Below are 19,812 nucleotides of genomic sequence, written 5' to 3'. Positions count from 1 at the left end.
CCTAAATAATTTTTAAGAGAAGTTCCGTTCTAAACGGAACACCTTGGGCGAAGCTATTCATATTTCTTTTTAAGCTCTTTAAAGGTTACTTTCTTCAAATCGTAATCATCCATTGCAGATGAAGTAGCATTGTCGGTATCCAAAGCCTCTTGTTTATAAGTCTCAAGACTTCCCTTTGGTTCAATAGCCAAATCAGACAATTGCTTTACGTTTTTATATATCTCAAGCAGATAATCATAATTATCATCGAACTCAGAAGGATGATTCTTCATTGATTTAATCTGCTTTTCAATTGCCTCTTGAGTATCTTCTAAATCAGAAATCTTGCCTTCATCTTCATAACCTGCATAAAGCTGAACTAATGCATCATTAAAATCGCTAACATATGTTCCATTTACTTTATGTAGGTCATTAAAAATAACATCATGCCATGTTGTCTCAACTTCGTTAATTATTTCTTCTGAACTTGCACCTAAAGAAGTCATATCAGTGACAAGACTTTCTTCTTTCTTAGAATATGCTTCTAGCTGCTCAAGTTTTTTGTTCTTTTTGTAAACTTGATAGCCATAGATTCCTCCAATTATAAGTGCAACCACCGCACAAACTGAAACAATCCAAATAACTTTTTTAGTTTTCTTTGGCTTTTCTAAAGGTAACTCCCCTGTAGCCTCATGATCCATTTTGTTTATCCCCCTATAGTAAAAAAGAATCATTAATTCAATAACATATTACCATGAGGGGAAAAACTTAACAATTCCTTTTGAAATTAAAATAAAATGATAATTTTATCTAAAGAAGAAGCCCTGTCAAAATTGACAGAGCTTCCTAATCACTGTGTACTAGCAAAAGCAATAAAATCACGCATAGGTTTAGTCATTTTCGGCCCACCATTATCTCCAGATGAGTAAGCTGCATTATGTAGCCCCACAATTTGACCACTTGAATTTAACATAGCAGACCCTGATTGACCACCGGCAGTGTCAATGCTATAGAATGCTACATTCGTTGACTCAGAGGTTACCTTTCCAGACATACCATACTGAGAAACAGATCCATCTCTATCAATTAGGTCTCCTGGATATCCTGTGATTCTAATTGATGTACCTTTAATATTAGTGACTTGTTTTGTAGGCAATATTCCCACTACATCACCTATATTCTTTCCAGGCGTTGGCTTAAGTTTTATAATCGCAAAATCATAATCTGAAGATCCTTTTGAGTTGATATATCCCTGAGGCACAAGATATTTTTTCATTTCATAGGCACCATAAGAATAGTGTGAATTATTAACACCAGGAATAGTGTAGCCATACTTAATATATTCTTTAGAATCAGTATCATACACACAATGTGCATTTGTAATAATCATGTCTTTCCCTATGACATTGCCTGTACAAGTATAGCTATATTTGCTATTTTCCCCATAAAACCAGGAAATCATTTTATACGGAGATACATTTGTATTGCTTACTTTGGTACGTCCATCTGACCCTATTACTTTAAATGGACTAATCACTTTTGATTTGTCCTTTAACAATGGCAACAGTGTGTTTTTATTATAAACTTTCTCAGGTTTTAACTTAGCAGTATCAAATTCCTTAAACTGTTCTTTTTTAAACTTTTGTCCACTACCTGGTACAAACTTATCAGGCAAGTTAGACTTGTACTTATTAGCAACCTCTTCAATTTGAGAGTAAGGAATTACTTCTCCATCAGAACTAACCATGTCATAGGAGCTAGTTTCATTGGATTTCCCTAACGCTACAGAAGGCAAAGTAACCAGCAATAGAAAAAATGCACAAAAAACACCGAACTTTTTCATCATTTTCCTCCCCCATATAATCATTTGTTCAACTTTATCTTAAATGATAATATATGGGAATTCAACTATATTTTTATATTATTTCATATTTTTGTATTGTTGTCCTTGGAGGATTTGATTCTTTTAATATATTAAACCATACTTTTATTTTTTTACCTTGCTTGAGGTCATCTTTGGTATCAATCTCACTTAAGCCTATTATCACTACTTGATTTTTGTACTTGTTAATAAGTTGTTCTTCCGAAAGCTCATAATCTTCTTTTGCTGGAGCTTCTGTACTAGTAATGAGAATTGCACTATCATTGCCTTTAAGTGCAACATAGCCAACTAGGCTCTGCATCTTTGTTTCGCCTCCGTTTGGTTCATTTTTATTGCAGCCTACAAGGAATAAAGTAAACGCCATCAAGATTACTCCCAGTTTAGACAACTTTCTCCCTCCTCTAAATAATTTTTATTAAAAGAATACATAAAAAAGTGTATAACTAAAAGAAAAGTTTCTATCATATTAAACAATTTCACTCCATAGCCACATATCGATAGTTTGCAATGTAAATCCATCAGGCAGCGTCTTCATTTTCACATTAACATTGTATCTTCTGCCGGTTGTTTTATGTACAATAGCCAGTTCTTCACCATTAAAGAAACGTACTATAGCCTCATCAAATGCAATTGATTGATTAACCACGTATCCCTCTTTTAATGCTCTGATAAACAAATAAGGGTCATTTTTATACAGCTCGTAAAGGACATTGGCATATTGTTCGTTCTTGTCTCTAAGTAGTTCGAAATTGATCAACGGTATGTATAAATCTTTATCTGATAAATTTAGTTTGTTTCTAAAAAACTTAATTGCTTCATCCTGTTCCTTTGAAATTATGTTTGGCATTCAGTTATCTCCTTTATTTTTTATGTAATGTCTGAGGTGAGCAGTCATAGATTGGGCTAGGATTGTCTAATCAATATTCTTCTAGACTGTAGTCTTTTGCACCTTCTTCGAGATGTGCTTTCTTTTGAAAACATCAGTCTTTATCTAAATAAAAAATTACTTTTATGCAGACTCAATACTGATGCCAGTATCTTTTAACAATTCAATCTGTTCCGTTGGAATATCAGCTTTCACCATACTCCACCCGACTAAGGTCATACCGTAATAAAGATCGGTTAATTCAACTTCATCATTCAACTCACCTTTTAATCGAATCATTCGATCTTTATATTTTTCATGACCAACAATATCAAAGCTCTGATTATAAATTGCATATGTTTTACCGTCTGCTTCGTTGTCTTGATATGGGGTATAGACTGCCCTGCCGTCAGACAGGCTTGGATCAGTTTTCAACCATTCATATACCTCATCATCAGATTGAGCAAGCACATATGTAAAGATACCCCGCTCACTTCCCTTAGGTGCAAAGTGCTCTAGCATAATTTCATATAAGTTCATTTCATTACCTCCCTGGATTCTGTTTAAAATATCGTTTTTATTCGGTTTCTTTTCTTACCCATTTTCTAACCTTCACTTCTTTTAACTCCACTTCATAACAATCCACTTGATCTTCAAATTCCCAAGGGCTTTCATACTGGTTTTCAGTTGCACCTTTGCTATAGAAAGTTTCAAAAAAGCGACCCTGATATGAGAACACAATTCTATAGTGAATGCTCCACCTAGACGTGTCAGTGATTTCTTCCAGTAGTGAAGACTCCGGCAGCCCCAATTCATTTACCATGTATTCTTTGTCCAATTTAATTTTCATTTAGAATAACCCCTCTTCCTTTGCAGCATTTACATTCAACTAAAGGCTCGTTGATTTTAGCCATCAGATCATCTAAAAATTTCTTAATATTACTCTTCAAATCCTCAACGTCCTTACCACTAAAAGGATCTACAATTGGGTAGCTCTGATAGGCTTTAGGTGCAACATTGTAAATTTCAACTTCCCGCTTTGTTTGAAATCTTTTCTCAAGTTTAGGCTTTCTCCGTTTGTACATTGCATTAAGATCAACTATATACTCGTGAGGTTTGTAAAGCTCCAGAACCTTGACCACAGTTAAACAGAAATCATAATCACTCGTGATTCTTGCAAATTTAGGGTTTATATTGGCTTTTATATGGTTTCTGATAATCTTATAGCTTTCTTCTCGGGACAAGTAGCACGGTTTTGTTTCAAGAAGCATTGGATGAGTTTGAATTCTATCCAGTAAGTTATAATTCAAGTTAAAATTATGACTTTGCAGCTTAAGTTCTCCGTCAATCTCTTCAATTACGTTCATTTCAAACTCAATTTTTTGATTCTGTTGTGGGACTTCTTCAAATTTCAAATCATATAGACCCTTCACTTCATAGTATTCACTGTCTTCACCTATGTAAGAAGCTTTAATTACTTTTGGAGTTAATTCAGATTCTTGGAATCCCTTTTTTAATTCATACCTATGATTGATTTTTTTAGCTGGCAATTGCTTTTCAATAACTCTTGGCTCCTTATCTAGCTTAAACCAGTCTGACTTATACGTTTCAGATACTCGTTTCCCATCGAATAGCAATTCATCTAATTGACTATGAAAATATCTCTTTCCCTCAATATTGTCAGACACCAAAAAACAGTTATTTGTTTTAATACCAATTAGCTTCATGAAAATTCCCCTTTTTTTAATTTTATTTTTACCTTAATAAAATCTCTGTTTTATCAAGATTTCTGTTTACTTACTTCTTCTAATTTTATTTTTATCCAACAAATCAATTATGTAAGTCTCGTACATGTCATCCCAATAAGGATCTGTTCTTGCTATGAACTTCTTTGTTCTTCCGTTCTCCTCAATCTTAAAGGTTTGTCCCTTTTGAATATCAGTGAACTTTTTCTTTCTCCAAATGCCCCTGATCAACACTTCAACTTTTTTAACCTCAACTGTTTGCTGCTGCATCACATTCCTCCTTTTTGATTTTCATGTATCAAGCCTGTACAATATTCAAAAACCCTAAAGGATGATGAACATGTGTGGCAGGTTCACTTTATTTTCTGAGTTTGATGACATCATCGAGCAATTCAACATAGATCAATTCTTACCCGAAGGTGAATATCACCCAAGCTATAATGTCGCTCCTTCACAAAACATCCTGACAATCATAAACGATGGATCCAATAATCGTCTGGGCAAACTTAGATGGGGTCTTATCCCTCCTTGGGCTAAAGACGAAAAAATCGGTTATAAAATGATTAATGCTCGATCTGAAACATTGGCCGTGAAACCAAGTTTTCGAAAGCCACTCGTCAGCAAACGTTGTATCATACCCGCTGACAGTTTTTATGAATGGAAGCGTCTTGATCCAAAGACTAAGATCCCTATGCGGATTAAGCTTAAATCATCTAATCTCTTCGCTTTTGCCGGCTTATATGAAAAGTGGAACACGCCAGAAGGCAATCCGTTGTACACTTGCACAATCATCACAACAAAGCCTAATGAGCTTATGGAAGACATTCATGATCGGATGCCAGTTATCCTTACTGATGAGAACGAAAAGGAATGGCTAAACCCTAAAAATACTGATCCTGATTATCTACAAAGCTTACTGCTGCCTTATGATGCTGATGATATGGAAGCATATCAGGTTTCATCATTAGTGAATTCACCTAAAAATAATTCACCTGAGCTCATTGAATCCCATTAAGTACCACTGCCATATCGCTTTATATATCACCTTCTCTTAGCTAATATGTTTTAAGTAGGAGGTGATATTTTGTTTGTATCGCCAATGCTATTGCATTCAATAAAAGAGCCATTTGACGACGAGAACTATATCACTGAGCTCAAATTTGATGGAATCAGACTCATCCTTTCTAAATTTGATAATCAGATTAAGCTATACACTCGTCACAACAACGAAGTAACAAGCAAGTTTCCAGAACTCTTGGACTTAGATATTCCAGATGGAACAGTACTCGATGGTGAAGTTATTGTAGCTGCCCCAGGCGGTGCTCCTGACTTTGAAGCTGTAATGGAACGTTTCATGTCCAAAAAATCAGCCCATAAGATTGTTTACTGTGTCTTTGATGTTATTTACAAAGACGGTCAGTCAATAGCAGCTAAGCCGCTCACTGAGCGTAAGACAGTTCTAAACTCACTTGAGCTAAAACACTCTAATGTCTTTGTACTCGAAGGAATTCAAGGTAACGGACTCGCTTACTTCAACCTGGCCAAGGAAAAGAATTTAGAGGGAATCGTACTCAAGAAAGCTGACTCCCCTTATGAGATCAATAAACGTTCGCATAATTGGTTAAAAGTGATCAATTACGATTACTCTGAGGTTCTCATAACCGGCTACACCAAGAAGAATATAAAATTCCTTCTGTCTTATCCTGACGGAACTGCAGCTGGGTTTATGGAATTCATGCCACATACAGAACGAAGTAAGTTCCACTCTATTAAACAAGTAAAATCTGAATCTGATGAATATGTATTTATTGAGCCTATCGTATGTAAGGTTAAGCACAGATTTAAGACTAAGCATGGAAAACTCCGCATACCTTCCTTCGAATCCTGGAGAGTATAATCTCTCCGTTACATAACTACTTAGTGCCGAGCAATTAAAAATCCTATTGAAAATTTAGTACATGGATCAATTAGTTATTATCAAATAAGAACTTTAGTGAATTAATTGCACATGTCTTTTATAAATTTGAATTGTCCTTTTTTATCTAATTCTAAAAACAAATCAATCCGATTTTGTGAACTGCTTCTTCCTCTAATTTCGCTCATTTTTGCTTGAAACATTTCTTCTGCAGATACTCCATGAGCTTTAGCGATCCAATAAATTTCTTTTAACAGTTTTTGTGCATTATTATATGACCATATTGTATACGGGAATCGAGTTGGCATTACTGCAGTTTCATCATCTGGAGCTGCTACCGTATATGGCAGTGACCTGTCAAAGATCTCAGTGTGATAGTCATACCACAACCAGAGCATGTCAGCAGTATTATGTATGCAATATCCTAAGTACTCTCGTTGAAAGTTCATTTGTTCACTCACTCCTTTTAAATAAAATAAATATTTTACGCAGTTTCTTTCTTTAGAGTCACCTTATACTTCACAGCCATATCTTTAACAATCGCTAAGAAAATCTCTGTAAGCTTTGGATCTTCATCAATGATATCCATAAAGTTTGCTTTTTCTACTTTTGTTTTGGACGCTCCCTCTTTTTTCATGTTATTTCTTTTATTATCAAGTCTTCTTTGCAGATTACATTTCCCTCGGGCTTCTAGGGTTTTGTAACTCTCAGACCATACTGCCGAGTGACTTAACCCACTTTCTTTTGCTATTAATCTAATAATTTTGTTGATTTCTTTTCTCCAATTCGATGGATTCAATCCAATCAAATCAAAGATTCTTTTTTGTTCATTTTCAATAACAGTTATTCGTTTTTCTTGTTCCACCATATTGTTTACTGTTGCAGCTAAAACCTCTAACTCTGTTTTTGGTTGCATTAAATCCTTTTCCATTCGGTTAAATGCTTCAACATATTTTGCTGTGAAAATCAAACCTTTTTGACCCGTCATTTTATTGGCAACCAATTCACACCCCATTTTAGTTAGGAAAAAGTGAGGCTGAGGTTGATTCCTTTTATTTAGGTATTCACTAAGAATGAAGTAATTCTCACTCTGCATTTTTGCAGAGTGAAGATATTCTATGTATTTTCGAATGCTTCTCAAAAGTTGGTCATGTTCTTTTCCAATCATATCCTTCACTTCACGACTATCCACTAAAAGTTGTCCATCTCGCTCAATTACAGTTAAGTTATTATTCAAATAAAATTCCTCTCCATTCATTTTTATTTTCTTTAAAAATTTAGACTTGTTCAGCTTGTCTTATAGTGTCTAATAGCTCTTTCTTCTTGAAATACGTCTTTTCCAAACGATCTACTTCTTTTTGCAATTCAGTAGCAGCATCATACTTCAGAATCCATTCTCCAATTCCCCGAGCTTCTTTTTCCTCTTTCTCAAATGTTTGTATGTGATTGCCTTCGAACCAAACCCTTACTCTTGTTCCGTTTTCAAAATTATTATTAAAAGCTGCTTCTTTGTCAGTTCCTGCATAAATGCATCTATATTTACTGTTGTCGACTACATATGTGTTCATTATCTTCGCTCCTATTAAATCTGTTTAAAATCACGATTTTAATTTAACTTTAATGTGTATCATCTTGAGAAAATCCCCTTTAATTGGTAAACTCATACCTAACTTACATAAGAGTGGGTGATTCCTTGAGTAAAACAATCGGTATTACTGGATTTATCATCAGCATAGTAGTGCAATCATTTTCGGCGAATGATTCGCTATCCCACAAGATCGCTACGGGTTTATTATTTGTATCAATAGCAATTTATAATTTTGACCATGCTAAAGGTTATTCCAAAGCATCCCTTGTCGTAATATGCCTCTCCTTTTTCGTACTTGCCTTGGGTATTCATAATCTGCTTTCCTTTTCCAGAGACCTATTTGACAATTTGAATATAAATTTCGGAATAGTATTCATCCTTCAAATCACATTAATAATTGGATCTGTAGCAATAGCTATCAGTATAATGAAATTAATCTGTGATCGTCTAAAAAAGAAACCTAACGGTAAAGAGTGTTAATTCCTCTTTGCCTTTTTTAAGCTAAATACTTCTTCTTATGTGGCCTTCTATGTACAAAATCAAATGCGATATCAACTTTTGCCGGTTCCTTCTCCTCTGCTACTCGCTCCGTAACAACAATCAATTGTCCATTTTCCTGGCGTTCAATGCTATGGACTGAATATCCTTTTCCAGCGTAATATTCACCAATAATCTCATCAACGTGGTTACTGAGCAGATTCCTCTTTATCACCCTTATAACCTCCATTTATTTTATTTTTATCCTTTAAATATTTATATGTATTCCATCCGCAGCCGTCAAATACGCTTATGTCCGCTCCAAGATGCCATCTAAACCAAACTAAATTAAACCAGGCTGTATCAATTATGTGCTTTAAATAACCTATGTGCCTTCCTCCTTACAATGAAATAATCCTTTTATTGTGATTTATTTTCCAACGCTTTTAATTCTTCTTCATACAAAGGTAGAATAGCCTTTTCGGCTTCGACCTTAGACACACCATGCTGCTCCATATACGTAACAATATCCATTCCAATGTTATTTCCTAGCTCAGTTTCCCAAACTATGTGATCAGCCATAGCAAGATTTCCATCCATTAAGTAGTTCATCCCCTCTCTATATAAAACAGTCTTTTTATTTTAATTTTATTCATAAATTTCTAATCTTCCCCAGTAAGATTCCCATTTAAACTCTATTCCTAGAATATCATTAATGTCATCATGAAACTTATTCATCATTCTAGTCGCAAAGTGTCTTGCATCTCGCTCGCTTTTCTGTGCAAAATAGCCAGGTTGACCTCCATCTATATATTTCGAATCTTTAAAAGTCATAAACTCATCTTGGTAAGCGTGTCTAAGTTCATGATACAGTGTTTCGAGAATAAAGAGCTTTATAGTCTGTCTGTAGCAAGTTAAATCTTTGGGATAATTGAATGGATAAATGTGAATAATCCCAAACCTATTTAAACCAACCAGTTGTTTTCTAAAGATACTTCTGATGGTTTTTAAGCAAAAAGGTGCTCCAAGTGGGTTCAAAAAATTAAGTAATGCTTGAACTTTATTTTGAAACACAAATATTCTAATCCCTAAGTTATGATAATCCTTATGTAGCAACTGTATACACTTCTCAATCTCTTTTGCACTTATTACAGATGATTTATTCTCTATCAAATTACTTTTTAAGTCCAGCCCCGTTATCAATCGAAAATGATCTTGATATAGCAAGGTTATATCATCCTCTAAATACATCTTTACTGGGGCATTAGTTTTTTTCAGCAATCACTGATCACCTCCTGTATTTCATTTAAAACTCAATTTTATTTTGATTTTATTTCAACAGTTAAACTGCCTGGATAGTTTTTCAAATCAAGTGCGTTTACATGGCAGTGGCCTACATGCCCTTCTTTATCAATAAAATTATAGAAGAACTTTTCCCCATTATTGATGATAACTTCGCCATTATGTGTATACTCCATCTCTGTTCCTTTATACCAAGTTACTTGAACTTTGGTTCCAGGTTTGATTTTATTTAAATCAAATATTGTTATTTCTTTTAGCAAGTTCATTTTAACCCTCCGATTCTCATTAAAGCTTCAATTTTAATTAGATTCTGTTTTTAATCCCAATTAAAATGTTTGGGTCTAGCGACAAATTCGTAGTTCTCCTCCCAATCAAATTGTTTCAAACCATCTTCTTCAAATTCCCAGCATTCGCCGAGTAAAGGATCATCTAATTCAGGAACTCTTTTTTTTAAAGTTCGAAGTTTGTTGAAGTGACTAGTTTTTTTAAATTTAACTTTATCCATTGGTGCAAATTTCACTTATCCACCTACTTTCTTTTAATTTTTCTTATTTCAAAACGCCATTTGTATGCATCTGTACCAATTCGATTGAATAGCTCTTTTCTTGCTTTTGTTTTTGAAGACTCCTCAATTCCAAAGCAAAACTTTCGTGACCTAGTACTGTAAACTCCGTATAAAACATCATTCTCCATCTTCCATCCTCCGATTCTCTTTAAAATTTTACTTTTATTGAAACTTGTGCTTATTTTTCAACAGCTCTTCTTTGATTTCTGCGTAATCTTTACCTAATTGAACCAATACTGAAATAGCTTTTTCAGCCTGTACGACTTTTCTAAGGTCTTCTGTAGTCATCGCATCTCTTAGCTGATCCTTTTCATCCAAATCATATAATTCCATTAGACCCTTTTTGTTTTTATCAAAACACACCATATATACTAGTTGGGTAAAGTTTGTGTATGCATGAGAATCCTTCATATTTCCTTCATAAAACTCCTTAATTGCATCTGTGAGTTGTTTTCTTTCTGTTCTTGCAATTTCTCTTTGTGCTGCCCAGATAGCAATTTGCTTTGGAGTTGCTTCCTCTACATTCAACAAGTAATGTCTAATTGATTTCCCAACTTCTGATTCAGTAAGCAACATACCTAGTCTAAGCAGGCCTCTTCGATTAACGATTTGCAAACTTCTGACTTTTGGGCTTATTAATTTGCGAGGTTCATCATGAACCTGACAAAATTCTTTTAAACTCTTACCTTTCAAAACTCTAATTTCAGCATAATCATTAAATTCATTTCTGTTTCTTTTGATGACAGTTTTAATCGTATCAACAGGAACCATGTAGTACTCTGCTGCCATCTCAACTGTAATCTCTGTAGAGCTCCCTAGAAGAGGAACAGCTTTTATTCGATCCAAAATCTCATCCCGGTACATATGTTGTTCCCGGATAGTTCTGTGTTCAAATACACCCATTTCGTTATTTTCATTAATGGTTGCTTCAATTTGCTCACTTTTAATGTCTTTTTCCATTTGAATCACTCTCCACTTATTTTAAATTTAGTTTAAAATGCATCTTTTATATAGATCTCAATACTTCTCTGCAAGGGTTACCAGCTTTGTTCATAGTAAACATCATCATATATAACCTTTGATTCATCGGCCATTTCTTTCTTTTCTTGGTATTCATCAATATGATTTGTAATAAATTCGCTTGCTTCTCTAATGGTTTTACCGGTGAATCTTGCACTGATATATTGCTCCATGCGTCCAATCAGTCTCAACTGTTTTTCCGTTGCTCTAATCACTTTGCGCCCTCCTTCTGACAATCTGGACATAGAGTTTCAAAACCGTTCCCCTTCTCCGTGAATGTGTAATCGTGGTACAAAGCACCATTCATATGGCCCTCCCACGTTAACGGATTACCTGTGTTTAAAACCTTCTCTTTACCGCACTTATCGCAAATAACAATTGTTTTGTATATAGTCTCAATCACTTCTTTATGAAATGCCATCACTCCGCGCCCTCCAATAACTCAGGATTTTGATAAACGTCGCCGCCGATCTCGCATTCTTCCCAATCAATACAATCATCAATATGGTAATCACAATCGACAGGATATTTAAGACCGAATCTACCTCCTACTTGAGCAACAATCATGGGTTCATTGTCTGTCATATCAATATCTTTTTCATAAATCATTTTTTCGTTCTTATTCTTCAACCCTATGCCCCACATGAGATCCGCATTTTTTTGAGTACTAGACGCAATACGGATAGGATAAAGAGCTCCTACGATATTGCGATACAACCCCCATTCTCCACCAGAGATAATAAGACTCAGCTCACCATCATCCCAATAATGCATCTTATCGCCGTCCCACACTCTATATGCTGTGTTCACAATTCCCGCGCCTCCTTTGGGTTTACATTACACATTTCCTTCAGCACATCAACAAACTCTTTTTCGCTCATGTTCAGCGGTGTGTACCACTTTATAACTTCGTGAAACGGCCGGAGATAATTTGCAAGTGTATCTTCAGCATCTTCCCTTCCTTTTGTTGTCCCAGTAAAATTATTTAAATAGTCTTCACACGTCATATTTATGTGCGTCGGACAGTCTACCACTGAACTAAATCGGCAGTACCGTCCATTCGGCTGCTTAGCGATTAATGCACCCATGTTATTCCCCCTTATCTGAATCTCGATAAAACTTACATTTTATTTTGGTTCTTAATTGTTTTATTCTTTTTCTCTTCATATGTAAAAACAAGATCCTTTAAAATAAACTGTATTTCTTCGAGGTTGTCCTTAACGAAGTCCAAATCACCAATAGTCTTCCTTATTTCACCCTTATTCAAGTTATGTAAAGCTCTGTTGCATGAAGCAAAAACCTTAAAAAATTTTTTCATGACCATGTTTTTTATTTCTTCATTCTGCGGATCATTAATCAAATAAAAGCGACATCTCCTTTCTTTAGTATCTTTATGCTTTGAATTATACAGTTCATGGGATCATATGTAAATAGTGATTTTATTTTTATTCTTTATTTGTTTAAAAATAAGCTTTACTTACATAGTAAAGCCACTGTTTAATACTGTTTTAGCATCGTCCAATTTCCACAAAGTTTCATTAATTTTATCTCTAAGATCCAACAGTGCAGTCCTGTCAATCCTCAACGTTAACTTATTGCCTTTATTCTGAAAGTCAATTTCTATGTAATATTCTCCGCTTGATATGTTATCAGATCCAACGTTAAAGATAATTGCTGCTAAGTTATCTCTCATGTCAATTTCAATGTCCAGTTTCATTTTTAAACTCCAGTCTGACTATAAAGCCATCAATTTTTTATCTCTAATGATGACTGACAAGATGTGTGAATTTCACTTTGCTGTAAACATTTCTGAGTTCTTGTATTCTTCGAGAGATTCATCAAACAATTCATCGATCTCTTCAACATAAGAAGCACTAATTTCAGCATCTTCCGTTGAATTTATATCAACATCAAATAAATGATTGTAATTTGATTGCCCTCTCTCTAAAAACCCAATTTTCCCGCTTTTATTTCTCAGTTTTTTTGTTAATACAGCAATAACTAAATTCATAGCTTGTTCTTCATTCTCTGCTTGGATTCGTCCATGATAAGAAATGCATAAATCTCCTTGAATAAAAAACTCCTTCATTAGTTTCCCTCTCTCTGGTGATAATTGACCAAACACACGTTCCCTTTTTGATTAAATTCATTATAACGTTTTGCCTATTTATCTGCAATTCTTTTTTATATAAGTAATTGCGAGAACTAAAATATAGTAACTTCCCTTACGTTTATCTTATGGACAGCAAAACAAGAAAAATGAATAGGTATTTTGAACCAAAACAACCCCTACAAATCACAGTTTATTTATAGTATTATTTTACCACAAGGACACTTTCATGTCTTTGTCTACTTTTGTCGAATTCTGAAAATACGAACAAAATCCTACCATTTAACATATAAATGTCACGATTCAGCTCGCATTTATAATAGTTATTTTATTTTTATCCTTTTTGTTATGTAAGATTAATCCCTTGATAGGGATTAATTAATCAGCAATCTTTTCAGATTGAATGCAATACTTTTCTATGTTCTCCATATTGACAACTTTTCTTAGTGATTGTGAAACAAACTTAACATTCTCATTTAAAAATCCATATTGAGCAGTTATTTTTTTATAATCTGGTACAGTTAGTTCTTTCTTTTCCTTAAATATCTTATATGCCATATTCAACTTCCCTGAATTAGCTAAGTTCTTCGGAGTAAAATAAGGCTCTTCCAGTATCTTCTGAAACGTTTTAAAAGACCTGTGTACTAAGAACTTATCCGCTTGCATACTTTGATCTGGACTTTTATATTTCAATCTAAAAATGTGTTCATTTCGTACTAAATTAGCAAATCTCAGTTTTCCTGATGCTGATCCATTATTTAAATGGTAAGTGTTTTGCTCATATGCTAATTTAAGCAGCTCATGACATTTTTCGCTGACTTCAATTATTCGTTCGCCATGTTTATCATCTTGAAGTCTTACCTTGTTGTCATCAAGTAAATCATTTATTGTTAAGTTAATTAACTCAGAATGCTGATATCCGTCTATGCCTTCATATACAGCTTGAACCATTGCTTTATCCTGGTTATTGAATAAGTAGCTAACGTATTCCTCTACCTCTTTATTCGTAAACAATGTCTTTTTATTCTTATCGATAAACAGTTTTAAATCCTCGTCCTTTATTTCGTATACTTTATTGATGTTACTATTTGCTAGGCCATGTTCCATTGCCCATGTAGTGTATTGACCAATAACAGCACGTGCGCCCCTTAATGATTCAAGAGATTTGCTATCTAAGTCAAAAAATAAAGTGCGTAGCTCCTCTAGAGAGAAATTAAATATGTCTTTATCCAAAATCCTTTCCGTAAAAGAAAAATCTCTGAGTTTTAACCGGTAAAGCTCTTTTGTTGCTTCACTTTCATATCTTTCTAAGAACTTTTCTTTAATCTCAGCATTGTATAGTTCACTCATATCTATTTCTCCTTTAGCCTAACGAACATCAATTTCATCATAAAAAACTTTTTTCAGTTTTTTCTTCATTGCAGTATTTAATTGTTCCTCATAATTTCTGCTGCTTAACTCCTTGAATGTTTTACCTTTATTAAAATCAACCTGCTGCAGGATCGTTTCTAATTTAGCTAGTGGTGTGTGATTCTCTTGCATTTTTTTGGCCAAATAAATGTATCCATAAAATAAAGCATTATAGTTGATATATGATTTATTTCTTGACTCACTAAGGTCATTTTCAAGGAAGTCATCTGGAAAAGCATAGAAAAGTTCACCAAAGAAGTCCCTTAAGTACTTGGACAATTGAATAGCATCTCTCCGGGAGTTGATCTCAAAAGCATCGTCAATTGCTTCGGAAAGAGTATAATAAGTAACCAAGAATGGACTACTCATACCAATGTCACTTTGTACACTAATTTTGTCTTTGAGTTCACTATTATATTTAAGTTGCTCAACAATAGTGGAGGAATAGCGTTTTTGACCAAGTTCTTCAATCCTTGATTTCTCAACAGGATTTATTGTATTCATTTGGGCAAAATGACGTTTCGCTTTTTCTTCAGTATAATTTAAGATATTCAAAATAAACGTTTGATCTAATTCAGGAGCTTCAGTTATAGCTTTAACAACTCCTGATATTCTATGGTAACCATCTAGAACATCAACTAGAGTACCCTTAGTAACAGTTAAGCTTAGATCGCTTGGATTATACTCTATTTCCTCATCCTCATCTGAAGTGCCAAATCGCGCATTAAATGTAAACATTGACACGATTAAGTCGCCCTTTTTAAACAGTTCTTTAATCTCTTCAACTGATTTAGGATTAGTCTTTGGCACAGGTATTAAGCTGCCCTTAATGAATCTGCCTTCCCGTTGAGTATTATAGTTGTATTGTAGTATTGAGCTATTATATAGTTCACTTAATTCTTTTGCTGTAATTGAAGTCACATAGTTGTCTTCATTTATTTTTATTACGTTTTTAAATGTATAAGGAAGTGTTAGAACCTCTTCACCAGCAAAAATTCTTCCACCCTCTAACTCTTTAGCCAGCCTTGGTGGAAAATAACTCAAAGGGTCTAAAGCAGCTACGCCAGTAAGTTTATGTAGTTCTTTAGAAAAAATATAAACTTCCTTTTCTTTCAAGCGTTGAATGTTATTATCATTGTTATTTAAAATTTCTTGCACATAACCAGGCAGCGTTTTATACTGCGCTCCCATAACCGCTTTTAATTCCCTTACTTTTCTGGAATCATGTTTTAAATCAGAAGCTACTTCTTCTATTTTATTTTTAAGCTTTAAAAGCTTATCCGTTGTCAACAGATCCTGAACCACAATATCACCTCGCACATAATCATATTAAATTTATCATTACATTAACGTACAAGTAAAGCATTTATATGATTATTTATATCACTTTTATTTTAATTCTAAAAATTTTTTGAGCTTATTACGAATGGAAACATCACACTCTAAAAAGAACTGTCTAAACTGGCCTAACGTAACAGAATCCAGGAAATCAATACCTATATCTTGATCAATTAAAACCCCAGGGTCTTGAGAATAATCTCTTTCCTTGTTTAGATAGTGGTCATTTAGCACATTGATGTTTTTATGTCCTGAAAATGCTGCCACCTTTTTAATATCTCCGCTTACATTATAAGAAAAATTAGTGGCTGTATTACGTAAACTGTGCGGCCTAAGATTTCTTTCCTGCGGGATATTTAACACTCTGCAAACTCTGTGCCACATATCATTAATTGAGTCTACGGTTAATTTATGAAAGATCAACTCATGCTCACCATATTCACTCTTAAGTGTTAACAATTCTTCATAAAAGGAGTTAGAAATACCTACTGGTCTCGCTTTCTTCTGTTTAGTCTTTTTGAAATTGACTAAGTAACAATCGTGCTTTGATGAATACGTTATGTCTTCCCATTTTACTCGTAAGACTTCTGATTTTCTTGCGCCGGTACGCACACTGAATAAAATAAAAATCTTTTTCATTAACCTGTTTTGTCTCTCATGGATAAATGCAGCTTCTGCAAACTCTTCAGCTTCAGGAATTCCCTCAAATGACCCAGCTGGATTCTTCTCTGTCGGCAATGGTCTAAAATTAAAAATACTTGAGTCACAATCGTGTTCAGACTCCAAGAATTTAATTAAACTTTTGAGTGCTGCAATTTTATTATTAATAGTTGCATTAGTATTATTTTTATTCTTAGCAAGGCAAGTCCTATAATCCATTAGATCATTCTTTTTAATTATTACATCATCTTCACTTAAATATTCAATATCCTTACCAACTTGATAATTAAAGAATTCTCTAATATGCCTTTCATAGGTGGTTCTAGTATTAGACTTTTCAATAAATCCTGATTTGTCGTCCCTATTTCTCAAATCTAATTCATCAAACCATCTATTTATGTCATTATAAATGGAGTAATCCCTCACAGATGGTGTTTGCATTTTCACTTCCAAGGTTTCCACCTCATTTAATTTTATCCATTAAATAATTATCTAACTCATACCACAAGTTTAACCATTCAGTGTTTTGATTTGAACTTTCACTTAGCAGCATAATATTCGTATTGCAGATTTCTATTTGCTTCATTAAGTCATGTACGTCTAGCATCTTAATCAAAATAGATAAATTCAATAAAGCACCTACTTTAAGTGAAATAATTAATCTCAATGAACAGCTGTGTATTGCTTTGTAACCTGCATATCGTCACATACATCTATAACAGGCTTGCCAGTAAGCTCCTCGAAAAATTCATTTTCAAACCCTATCCATTCATCATTATTAATTTCTTTCTGCAAGTAATTAAAATACGCTTCTGATATTCCTGGTTGCTCTAAGAATTTCAAAACAATCATATGCTTTTTCCAGACTTTCTTTTTATTTTCCTCGGTAAAATATTTATTGTTAGTCATTTTATTTTTATTCTCCTTATATGCATTTAATTGTATTATTTTGATCCTTAATAAGCATATGCTCTTTATGATTTCTTCGCATTGTAGTAACATTATTAGGTGTAAACACATCTGGATCTTCTAAGTGAAGATTAACACGAGTAAAGCTCTTAAGTTGTTTTATGTATTGATACTGTCTTAATGAAGTAACCTTATACTCTTCGTTTTTATTTGATTCTTCCATTGTCCCATCTCCCAACAACGTTATCTTATGTACCTTCATTATATCCGTTGCCAACAGATTATGCAATAATTAATTTTATTTTTATTCTAGACAAAAAAACACATGTGCTCGATGTGTTTAAAATGTCTATTTTATTTAGTTTCAACATGCTCATGAAGCCAGGGTTTTATGCCGTGATCTAACCATTTCCGCTTCATTCTCAAGGTGATTATCTTCTTGTGCAATTATTGAATTGATTGCAGCCATTTCTTCGTATCCCTTAGCCATTGCTTCATAAGAAATTGTTTGTCCTAATTGTTTTTTCATTCTAATTCCCCCATGTTCTCATTTTTCAGTTTTAGAATTTCTGGAACTTTTCCTTAAAATTAGAAAAGACGCCTGATCCAATGGATCAAACGTCTAAATGTAGAAAATATGTATCTGTTTAATGGACTATTGAGTTTTATTTTACGCTCCACGGATAATACTTGCAACAGAAATTTCGTCAGAAGTAGATGCTGTGCTTACTGATTGCTGACCAGCAACAAACGAAACTGCTAAGGCTACAATAATCATTAAACCATAAAATACTTTTTTCAATACATTCACCCCCTTTCAAGGATGTAAGCCTAAAGAGAGATAAGACTTAGAAGATCAAGGTCTGCACCTAATTTTTCAAGTTGAACTAGTGGCAACTGCAGGGAATACTTGTCCTCCGACTTTTTAAAATGCGCAATCGATTTATAGAAGTCCGACTTATCTAATGATAATAAGCCTCTGTAATAAAAATAAAACCCTAATTCATTGTCATCTTGCTCTCTTTTGGACAAATCATCTAAAATTGTTTTAGCCTTCATTAACTCTTCTTGGTTAATAAAGTAGTAAGCTTTTAGCTGCAAATACTTAGTATCCTGAGAGGTGAAGTTTACCCATTTATTTTCCTTCTTCCAAAAGTTGGCCAAAAAACAAAGAGCTCCATCCATCATTTCTTCTTGAACTGAACTTTTAGCATACTGTTTACCTTTGATATATGAGTGTTTTGCTCTATCATAGCTCTCAAATATTAAAGAGTTACCAATAGTTAGATACGCGAAAAAACAAATTCGATCTATGCTGTTTTTTTTAATTGCATCTAGACAATACTCTCTAGCTTCCTGCAAATTATTTTCATTAAAACTTATATTGGCCTTTAATAAAGAGACCCTTGATGCATACAAATCTTTTATGTATCCCTGGGGTAATTCATCGAAGTCCAACAGCTTTGAAGTACTTTTCATTAATCCAAATTCGCCAATGCTGAGATATCCATACATCAACATGGCATTCGAAAAAAAGAGCATTTCTGGAGTTTTGATTTTGCACTTACCGGTTTCCCTAATAGCCTCAGTTAAACTCAGCTCTCTTTTGTTTAACTTTCTATGTATACTGTAAACTTTGCCCCATTCTTGACTTGTGGAATTTTTAGAGTTGCACAAATTAATAATAATTTCATCAGTCAAATCATCCCATTGGTTAATATCTGCATATTCAACCGATTGTCTTGCGCATTTTTTATTGGGGTCTAATTCTAAGAAGTACTCACTTAATAACTGTTTTTCATTATCAGGAAACAAGCTTTTTACGATGTTTATTAAACCTTCTATGTTTTCCATTTCTTTTTCTGGGGTGTTCACAAACTTATAAAAACCATTTATTTTTTCATAACCGGCCAATTTTGCAAGTCGAGCTGCAAGCTGATTATCTTTTTCGCATTCATTCTTAATCATCTGCTTTAATTTCAACTTGTTTCCCCCCTTTATTAACTTATCACTTCCCTTGTTTATAATATACCTCATAGTTGTCAGA

Annotated in this window: 35 protein-coding genes; 3 read left to right on the top strand and 32 right to left on the bottom strand. The window is 33.8% G+C overall.

From position 1 onward, the window contains the following. Positions 1-53: 53 nt before the first annotated feature. From LNN34_RS05230 to LNN34_RS05195, 8 genes are all read right to left on the bottom strand, one after another. Entirely contained in the window at positions 54-680 is a 627-nt protein-coding gene (locus LNN34_RS05230; protein ID WP_229042900.1) for a hypothetical protein, read from the bottom strand. A 149-nt stretch (positions 681-829) separates the two neighbouring features. After that, positions 830-1,822 (bottom strand): trypsin-like serine peptidase, encoded by a 993-nt coding sequence (locus tag LNN34_RS05225; RefSeq protein WP_229042899.1) that lies wholly within the window; start codon positions 1,820-1,822, stop codon positions 830-832. A 73-nt stretch (positions 1,823-1,895) separates the two neighbouring features. Then, positions 1,896-2,225: a DUF3221 domain-containing protein gene (locus tag LNN34_RS05220; protein WP_416378566.1), complete on the bottom strand. Its 330-nt coding sequence runs from the start codon at positions 2,223-2,225 to the stop codon at positions 1,896-1,898. Positions 2,226-2,327: 102 nt separating this feature from the next. Continuing rightward, positions 2,328-2,708 carry a hypothetical protein gene (locus tag LNN34_RS05215; RefSeq protein WP_229042897.1) on the bottom strand — a complete coding sequence of 127 codons (381 nt, stop codon included), beginning with the start codon at positions 2,706-2,708 and terminating at the stop codon, positions 2,328-2,330. A gap of 162 nt (positions 2,709-2,870) precedes the next feature. Continuing rightward, on the bottom strand, positions 2,871-3,266 hold the full coding sequence (locus LNN34_RS05210; RefSeq protein WP_229042896.1) for a hypothetical protein: 396 nt from the start codon (positions 3,264-3,266) through the stop codon (positions 2,871-2,873). A 37-nt stretch (positions 3,267-3,303) separates the two neighbouring features. Further along, complete coding sequence (locus LNN34_RS05205; RefSeq protein WP_114523521.1) at positions 3,304-3,576, bottom strand: hypothetical protein; 273 nt, start codon at positions 3,574-3,576, stop codon at positions 3,304-3,306. Further along, positions 3,566-4,453 (bottom strand): hypothetical protein, encoded by an 888-nt coding sequence (locus LNN34_RS05200; protein ID WP_229042895.1) that lies wholly within the window; start codon positions 4,451-4,453, stop codon positions 3,566-3,568. The genes LNN34_RS05205 and LNN34_RS05200 overlap by 11 nt, the downstream gene beginning before the upstream one ends. Positions 4,454-4,519: 66 nt before the next feature. Next, a complete protein-coding gene (locus LNN34_RS05195; RefSeq protein ID WP_229042894.1) occupies positions 4,520-4,741 on the bottom strand; it encodes a hypothetical protein in 222 nt (73 codons plus the stop codon). Between the two features lie 70 nt (positions 4,742-4,811). Here LNN34_RS05195 and LNN34_RS05190 point away from each other — a divergent pair, with 70 nt between their 5' ends. Next, on the top strand, positions 4,812-5,486 hold the full coding sequence (locus LNN34_RS05190) for an SOS response-associated peptidase (protein WP_229042893.1): 675 nt from the start codon (positions 4,812-4,814) through the stop codon (positions 5,484-5,486). 69 nt (positions 5,487-5,555) lie between these two features. Further along, positions 5,556-6,368 (top strand): RNA ligase family protein, encoded by an 813-nt coding sequence (locus LNN34_RS05185; protein ID WP_229042892.1) that lies wholly within the window; start codon positions 5,556-5,558, stop codon positions 6,366-6,368. Between the two features lie 101 nt (positions 6,369-6,469). On the opposite strand, the gene LNN34_RS05180 is transcribed toward LNN34_RS05185, so the two are convergent. The 3 genes from LNN34_RS05180 to LNN34_RS05170 are packed head-to-tail and all read right to left on the bottom strand — an operon-like array spanning position 6,470 to position 7,954. Further along, the gene (locus tag LNN34_RS05180) at positions 6,470-6,835 is read right to left on the bottom strand and encodes a hypothetical protein (RefSeq protein WP_229042891.1); all 366 of its coding nucleotides are present in this window, start codon (positions 6,833-6,835) and stop codon (positions 6,470-6,472) included. 35 nt (positions 6,836-6,870) lie between these two features. Further along, positions 6,871-7,623, bottom strand: a complete 753-nt coding sequence (locus tag LNN34_RS05175) for a Rha family transcriptional regulator (RefSeq protein ID WP_229042890.1) — start codon at positions 7,621-7,623, stop codon at positions 6,871-6,873. Between the two features lie 40 nt (positions 7,624-7,663). Next, positions 7,664-7,954: a hypothetical protein gene (locus LNN34_RS05170; protein WP_229042889.1), complete on the bottom strand. Its 291-nt coding sequence runs from the start codon at positions 7,952-7,954 to the stop codon at positions 7,664-7,666. 125 nt (positions 7,955-8,079) lie between these two features. Here LNN34_RS05170 and LNN34_RS05165 point away from each other — a divergent pair, with 125 nt between their 5' ends. Continuing rightward, positions 8,080-8,454 carry a YoqO family protein gene (locus LNN34_RS05165; RefSeq protein ID WP_229042888.1) on the top strand — a complete coding sequence of 125 codons (375 nt, stop codon included), beginning with the start codon at positions 8,080-8,082 and terminating at the stop codon, positions 8,452-8,454. A gap of 16 nt (positions 8,455-8,470) precedes the next feature. Here LNN34_RS05165 and LNN34_RS05160 read toward each other — a convergent pair whose 3' ends face one another. From LNN34_RS05160 to LNN34_RS05060, 21 genes are all read right to left on the bottom strand, one after another. Beyond that, positions 8,471-8,701 (bottom strand): hypothetical protein, encoded by a 231-nt coding sequence (locus LNN34_RS05160; RefSeq protein WP_199022584.1) that lies wholly within the window; start codon positions 8,699-8,701, stop codon positions 8,471-8,473. Between the two features lie 170 nt (positions 8,702-8,871). Continuing rightward, positions 8,872-9,051: a hypothetical protein gene (locus LNN34_RS05155; protein ID WP_229042887.1), complete on the bottom strand. Its 180-nt coding sequence runs from the start codon at positions 9,049-9,051 to the stop codon at positions 8,872-8,874. A 48-nt stretch (positions 9,052-9,099) separates the two neighbouring features. After that, positions 9,100-9,732 carry a DUF3920 family protein gene (locus tag LNN34_RS05150; RefSeq protein WP_229042886.1) on the bottom strand — a complete coding sequence of 211 codons (633 nt, stop codon included), beginning with the start codon at positions 9,730-9,732 and terminating at the stop codon, positions 9,100-9,102. Positions 9,733-9,770: 38 nt separating this feature from the next. Further along, a complete protein-coding gene (locus tag LNN34_RS05145; RefSeq protein ID WP_229042885.1) occupies positions 9,771-10,019 on the bottom strand; it encodes a hypothetical protein in 249 nt (82 codons plus the stop codon). 50 nt (positions 10,020-10,069) lie between these two features. After that, positions 10,070-10,273 carry a hypothetical protein gene (locus tag LNN34_RS05140; RefSeq protein WP_229042884.1) on the bottom strand — a complete coding sequence of 68 codons (204 nt, stop codon included), beginning with the start codon at positions 10,271-10,273 and terminating at the stop codon, positions 10,070-10,072. An 8-nt stretch (positions 10,274-10,281) separates the two neighbouring features. Beyond that, complete coding sequence (locus LNN34_RS05135) at positions 10,282-10,446, bottom strand: hypothetical protein (protein WP_069684686.1); 165 nt, start codon at positions 10,444-10,446, stop codon at positions 10,282-10,284. A gap of 34 nt (positions 10,447-10,480) precedes the next feature. Then, on the bottom strand, positions 10,481-11,278 hold the full coding sequence (locus LNN34_RS05130; RefSeq protein WP_213417612.1) for a hypothetical protein: 798 nt from the start codon (positions 11,276-11,278) through the stop codon (positions 10,481-10,483). Positions 11,279-11,355: 77 nt separating this feature from the next. Then, a complete protein-coding gene (locus LNN34_RS05125) occupies positions 11,356-11,553 on the bottom strand; it encodes a hypothetical protein (protein WP_064814743.1) in 198 nt (65 codons plus the stop codon). A gap of 205 nt (positions 11,554-11,758) precedes the next feature. After that, a complete protein-coding gene (locus LNN34_RS05120; protein ID WP_181219504.1) occupies positions 11,759-12,148 on the bottom strand; it encodes a YopX family protein in 390 nt (129 codons plus the stop codon). Further along, entirely contained in the window at positions 12,145-12,426 is a 282-nt protein-coding gene (locus tag LNN34_RS05115) for a hypothetical protein (RefSeq protein WP_181219506.1), read from the bottom strand. The genes LNN34_RS05120 and LNN34_RS05115 overlap by 4 nt, the downstream gene beginning before the upstream one ends. Before the next feature lie 32 nt (positions 12,427-12,458). Beyond that, on the bottom strand, positions 12,459-12,698 hold the full coding sequence (locus tag LNN34_RS05110) for a hypothetical protein (RefSeq protein WP_229042883.1): 240 nt from the start codon (positions 12,696-12,698) through the stop codon (positions 12,459-12,461). 117 nt (positions 12,699-12,815) lie between these two features. Continuing rightward, entirely contained in the window at positions 12,816-13,055 is a 240-nt protein-coding gene (locus LNN34_RS05105; protein ID WP_229042882.1) for a hypothetical protein, read from the bottom strand. A 72-nt stretch (positions 13,056-13,127) separates the two neighbouring features. Next, complete coding sequence (locus tag LNN34_RS05100) at positions 13,128-13,463, bottom strand: hypothetical protein (protein WP_229042881.1); 336 nt, start codon at positions 13,461-13,463, stop codon at positions 13,128-13,130. Positions 13,464-13,826: 363 nt separating this feature from the next. After that, positions 13,827-14,798, bottom strand: a complete 972-nt coding sequence (locus tag LNN34_RS05095) for an integrase (protein ID WP_229042880.1) — start codon at positions 14,796-14,798, stop codon at positions 13,827-13,829. An 18-nt stretch (positions 14,799-14,816) separates the two neighbouring features. Further along, positions 14,817-16,163, bottom strand: coding sequence for a DNA sulfur modification protein DndB (locus tag LNN34_RS05090; RefSeq protein WP_229042879.1), 1,347 nt, complete (start codon positions 16,161-16,163; stop codon positions 14,817-14,819). Positions 16,164-16,247: 84 nt separating this feature from the next. Further along, positions 16,248-17,303: a tyrosine-type recombinase/integrase gene (locus LNN34_RS05085; RefSeq protein ID WP_229042952.1), complete on the bottom strand. Its 1,056-nt coding sequence runs from the start codon at positions 17,301-17,303 to the stop codon at positions 16,248-16,250. A gap of 216 nt (positions 17,304-17,519) precedes the next feature. After that, a complete protein-coding gene (locus tag LNN34_RS05080) occupies positions 17,520-17,765 on the bottom strand; it encodes a hypothetical protein (protein ID WP_229042878.1) in 246 nt (81 codons plus the stop codon). 16 nt (positions 17,766-17,781) lie between these two features. Next, entirely contained in the window at positions 17,782-17,988 is a 207-nt protein-coding gene (locus LNN34_RS05075) for a hypothetical protein (RefSeq protein WP_225516791.1), read from the bottom strand. A 150-nt stretch (positions 17,989-18,138) separates the two neighbouring features. Next, positions 18,139-18,294, bottom strand: coding sequence for a hypothetical protein (locus LNN34_RS05070; RefSeq protein WP_180948921.1), 156 nt, complete (start codon positions 18,292-18,294; stop codon positions 18,139-18,141). Positions 18,295-18,435: 141 nt separating this feature from the next. After that, the gene (locus LNN34_RS05065) at positions 18,436-18,567 is read right to left on the bottom strand and encodes a lysogeny pheromone AimP family peptide (RefSeq protein WP_267476617.1); all 132 of its coding nucleotides are present in this window, start codon (positions 18,565-18,567) and stop codon (positions 18,436-18,438) included. Between the two features lie 29 nt (positions 18,568-18,596). Then, the gene (locus LNN34_RS05060) at positions 18,597-19,748 is read right to left on the bottom strand and encodes an AimR family lysis-lysogeny pheromone receptor (RefSeq protein ID WP_229042876.1); all 1,152 of its coding nucleotides are present in this window, start codon (positions 19,746-19,748) and stop codon (positions 18,597-18,599) included. Between the last annotated feature and the right edge of the window lie 64 nt (positions 19,749-19,812).

The sequence above is a fragment of the Bacillus sp. AF23 genome (assembly GCF_020861455.1).
Classification (GTDB): Bacteria; Bacillota; Bacilli; order Bacillales; family Bacillaceae; genus Bacillus; species Bacillus halotolerans.
This window is presented reverse-complemented; position numbering and strand designations above follow the sequence as displayed.

Excerpts from the sequence above, each read along its gene's own strand:
- LNN34_RS05190 (WP_229042893.1), top strand. The coding sequence starts at position 4,812 with ATGTGTGGCAGGTTCACTTTATTTTCTGAGTTTGATGACATCATCGAG.
- LNN34_RS05145 (WP_229042885.1), bottom strand. The coding sequence starts at position 10,019 with ATGAACTTGCTAAAAGAAATAACAATATTTGATTTAAATAAAATCAAA.
- LNN34_RS05220 (WP_416378566.1), bottom strand. The coding sequence starts at position 2,225 with ATGGCGTTTACTTTATTCCTTGTAGGCTGCAATAAAAATGAACCAAAC.
- LNN34_RS05205 (WP_114523521.1), bottom strand. The coding sequence starts at position 3,576 with ATGAAAATTAAATTGGACAAAGAATACATGGTAAATGAATTGGGGCTG.
- LNN34_RS05135 (WP_069684686.1), bottom strand. The coding sequence starts at position 10,446 with ATGGAGAATGATGTTTTATACGGAGTTTACAGTACTAGGTCACGAAAG.
- LNN34_RS05225 (WP_229042899.1), bottom strand. The coding sequence starts at position 1,822 with ATGAAAAAGTTCGGTGTTTTTTGTGCATTTTTTCTATTGCTGGTTACT.
- LNN34_RS05105 (WP_229042882.1), bottom strand. The coding sequence starts at position 13,055 with ATGAAACTGGACATTGAAATTGACATGAGAGATAACTTAGCAGCAATT.
- LNN34_RS05130 (WP_213417612.1), bottom strand. The coding sequence starts at position 11,278 with ATGGAAAAAGACATTAAAAGTGAGCAAATTGAAGCAACCATTAATGAA.
- LNN34_RS05160 (WP_199022584.1), bottom strand. The coding sequence starts at position 8,701 with ATGGAGGTTATAAGGGTGATAAAGAGGAATCTGCTCAGTAACCACGTT.
- LNN34_RS05200 (WP_229042895.1), bottom strand. The coding sequence starts at position 4,453 with ATGAAGCTAATTGGTATTAAAACAAATAACTGTTTTTTGGTGTCTGAC.
- LNN34_RS05180 (WP_229042891.1), bottom strand. The coding sequence starts at position 6,835 with ATGAACTTTCAACGAGAGTACTTAGGATATTGCATACATAATACTGCT.
- LNN34_RS05155 (WP_229042887.1), bottom strand. The coding sequence starts at position 9,051 with ATGGATGGAAATCTTGCTATGGCTGATCACATAGTTTGGGAAACTGAG.
- LNN34_RS05095 (WP_229042880.1), bottom strand. The coding sequence starts at position 14,798 with ATGAGTGAACTATACAATGCTGAGATTAAAGAAAAGTTCTTAGAAAGA.
- LNN34_RS05070 (WP_180948921.1), bottom strand. The coding sequence starts at position 18,294 with ATGAAAAAACAATTAGGACAAACAATTTCTTATGAAGCAATGGCTAAG.
- LNN34_RS05195 (WP_229042894.1), bottom strand. The coding sequence starts at position 4,741 with ATGCAGCAGCAAACAGTTGAGGTTAAAAAAGTTGAAGTGTTGATCAGG.
- LNN34_RS05115 (WP_181219506.1), bottom strand. The coding sequence starts at position 12,426 with ATGGGTGCATTAATCGCTAAGCAGCCGAATGGACGGTACTGCCGATTT.
- LNN34_RS05215 (WP_229042897.1), bottom strand. The coding sequence starts at position 2,708 with ATGCCAAACATAATTTCAAAGGAACAGGATGAAGCAATTAAGTTTTTT.
- LNN34_RS05230 (WP_229042900.1), bottom strand. The coding sequence starts at position 680 with ATGGATCATGAGGCTACAGGGGAGTTACCTTTAGAAAAGCCAAAGAAA.
- LNN34_RS05210 (WP_229042896.1), bottom strand. The coding sequence starts at position 3,266 with ATGAACTTATATGAAATTATGCTAGAGCACTTTGCACCTAAGGGAAGT.
- LNN34_RS05075 (WP_225516791.1), bottom strand. The coding sequence starts at position 17,988 with ATGGAAGAATCAAATAAAAACGAAGAGTATAAGGTTACTTCATTAAGA.
- LNN34_RS05170 (WP_229042889.1), bottom strand. The coding sequence starts at position 7,954 with ATGAACACATATGTAGTCGACAACAGTAAATATAGATGCATTTATGCA.
- LNN34_RS05080 (WP_229042878.1), bottom strand. The coding sequence starts at position 17,765 with ATGACTAACAATAAATATTTTACCGAGGAAAATAAAAAGAAAGTCTGG.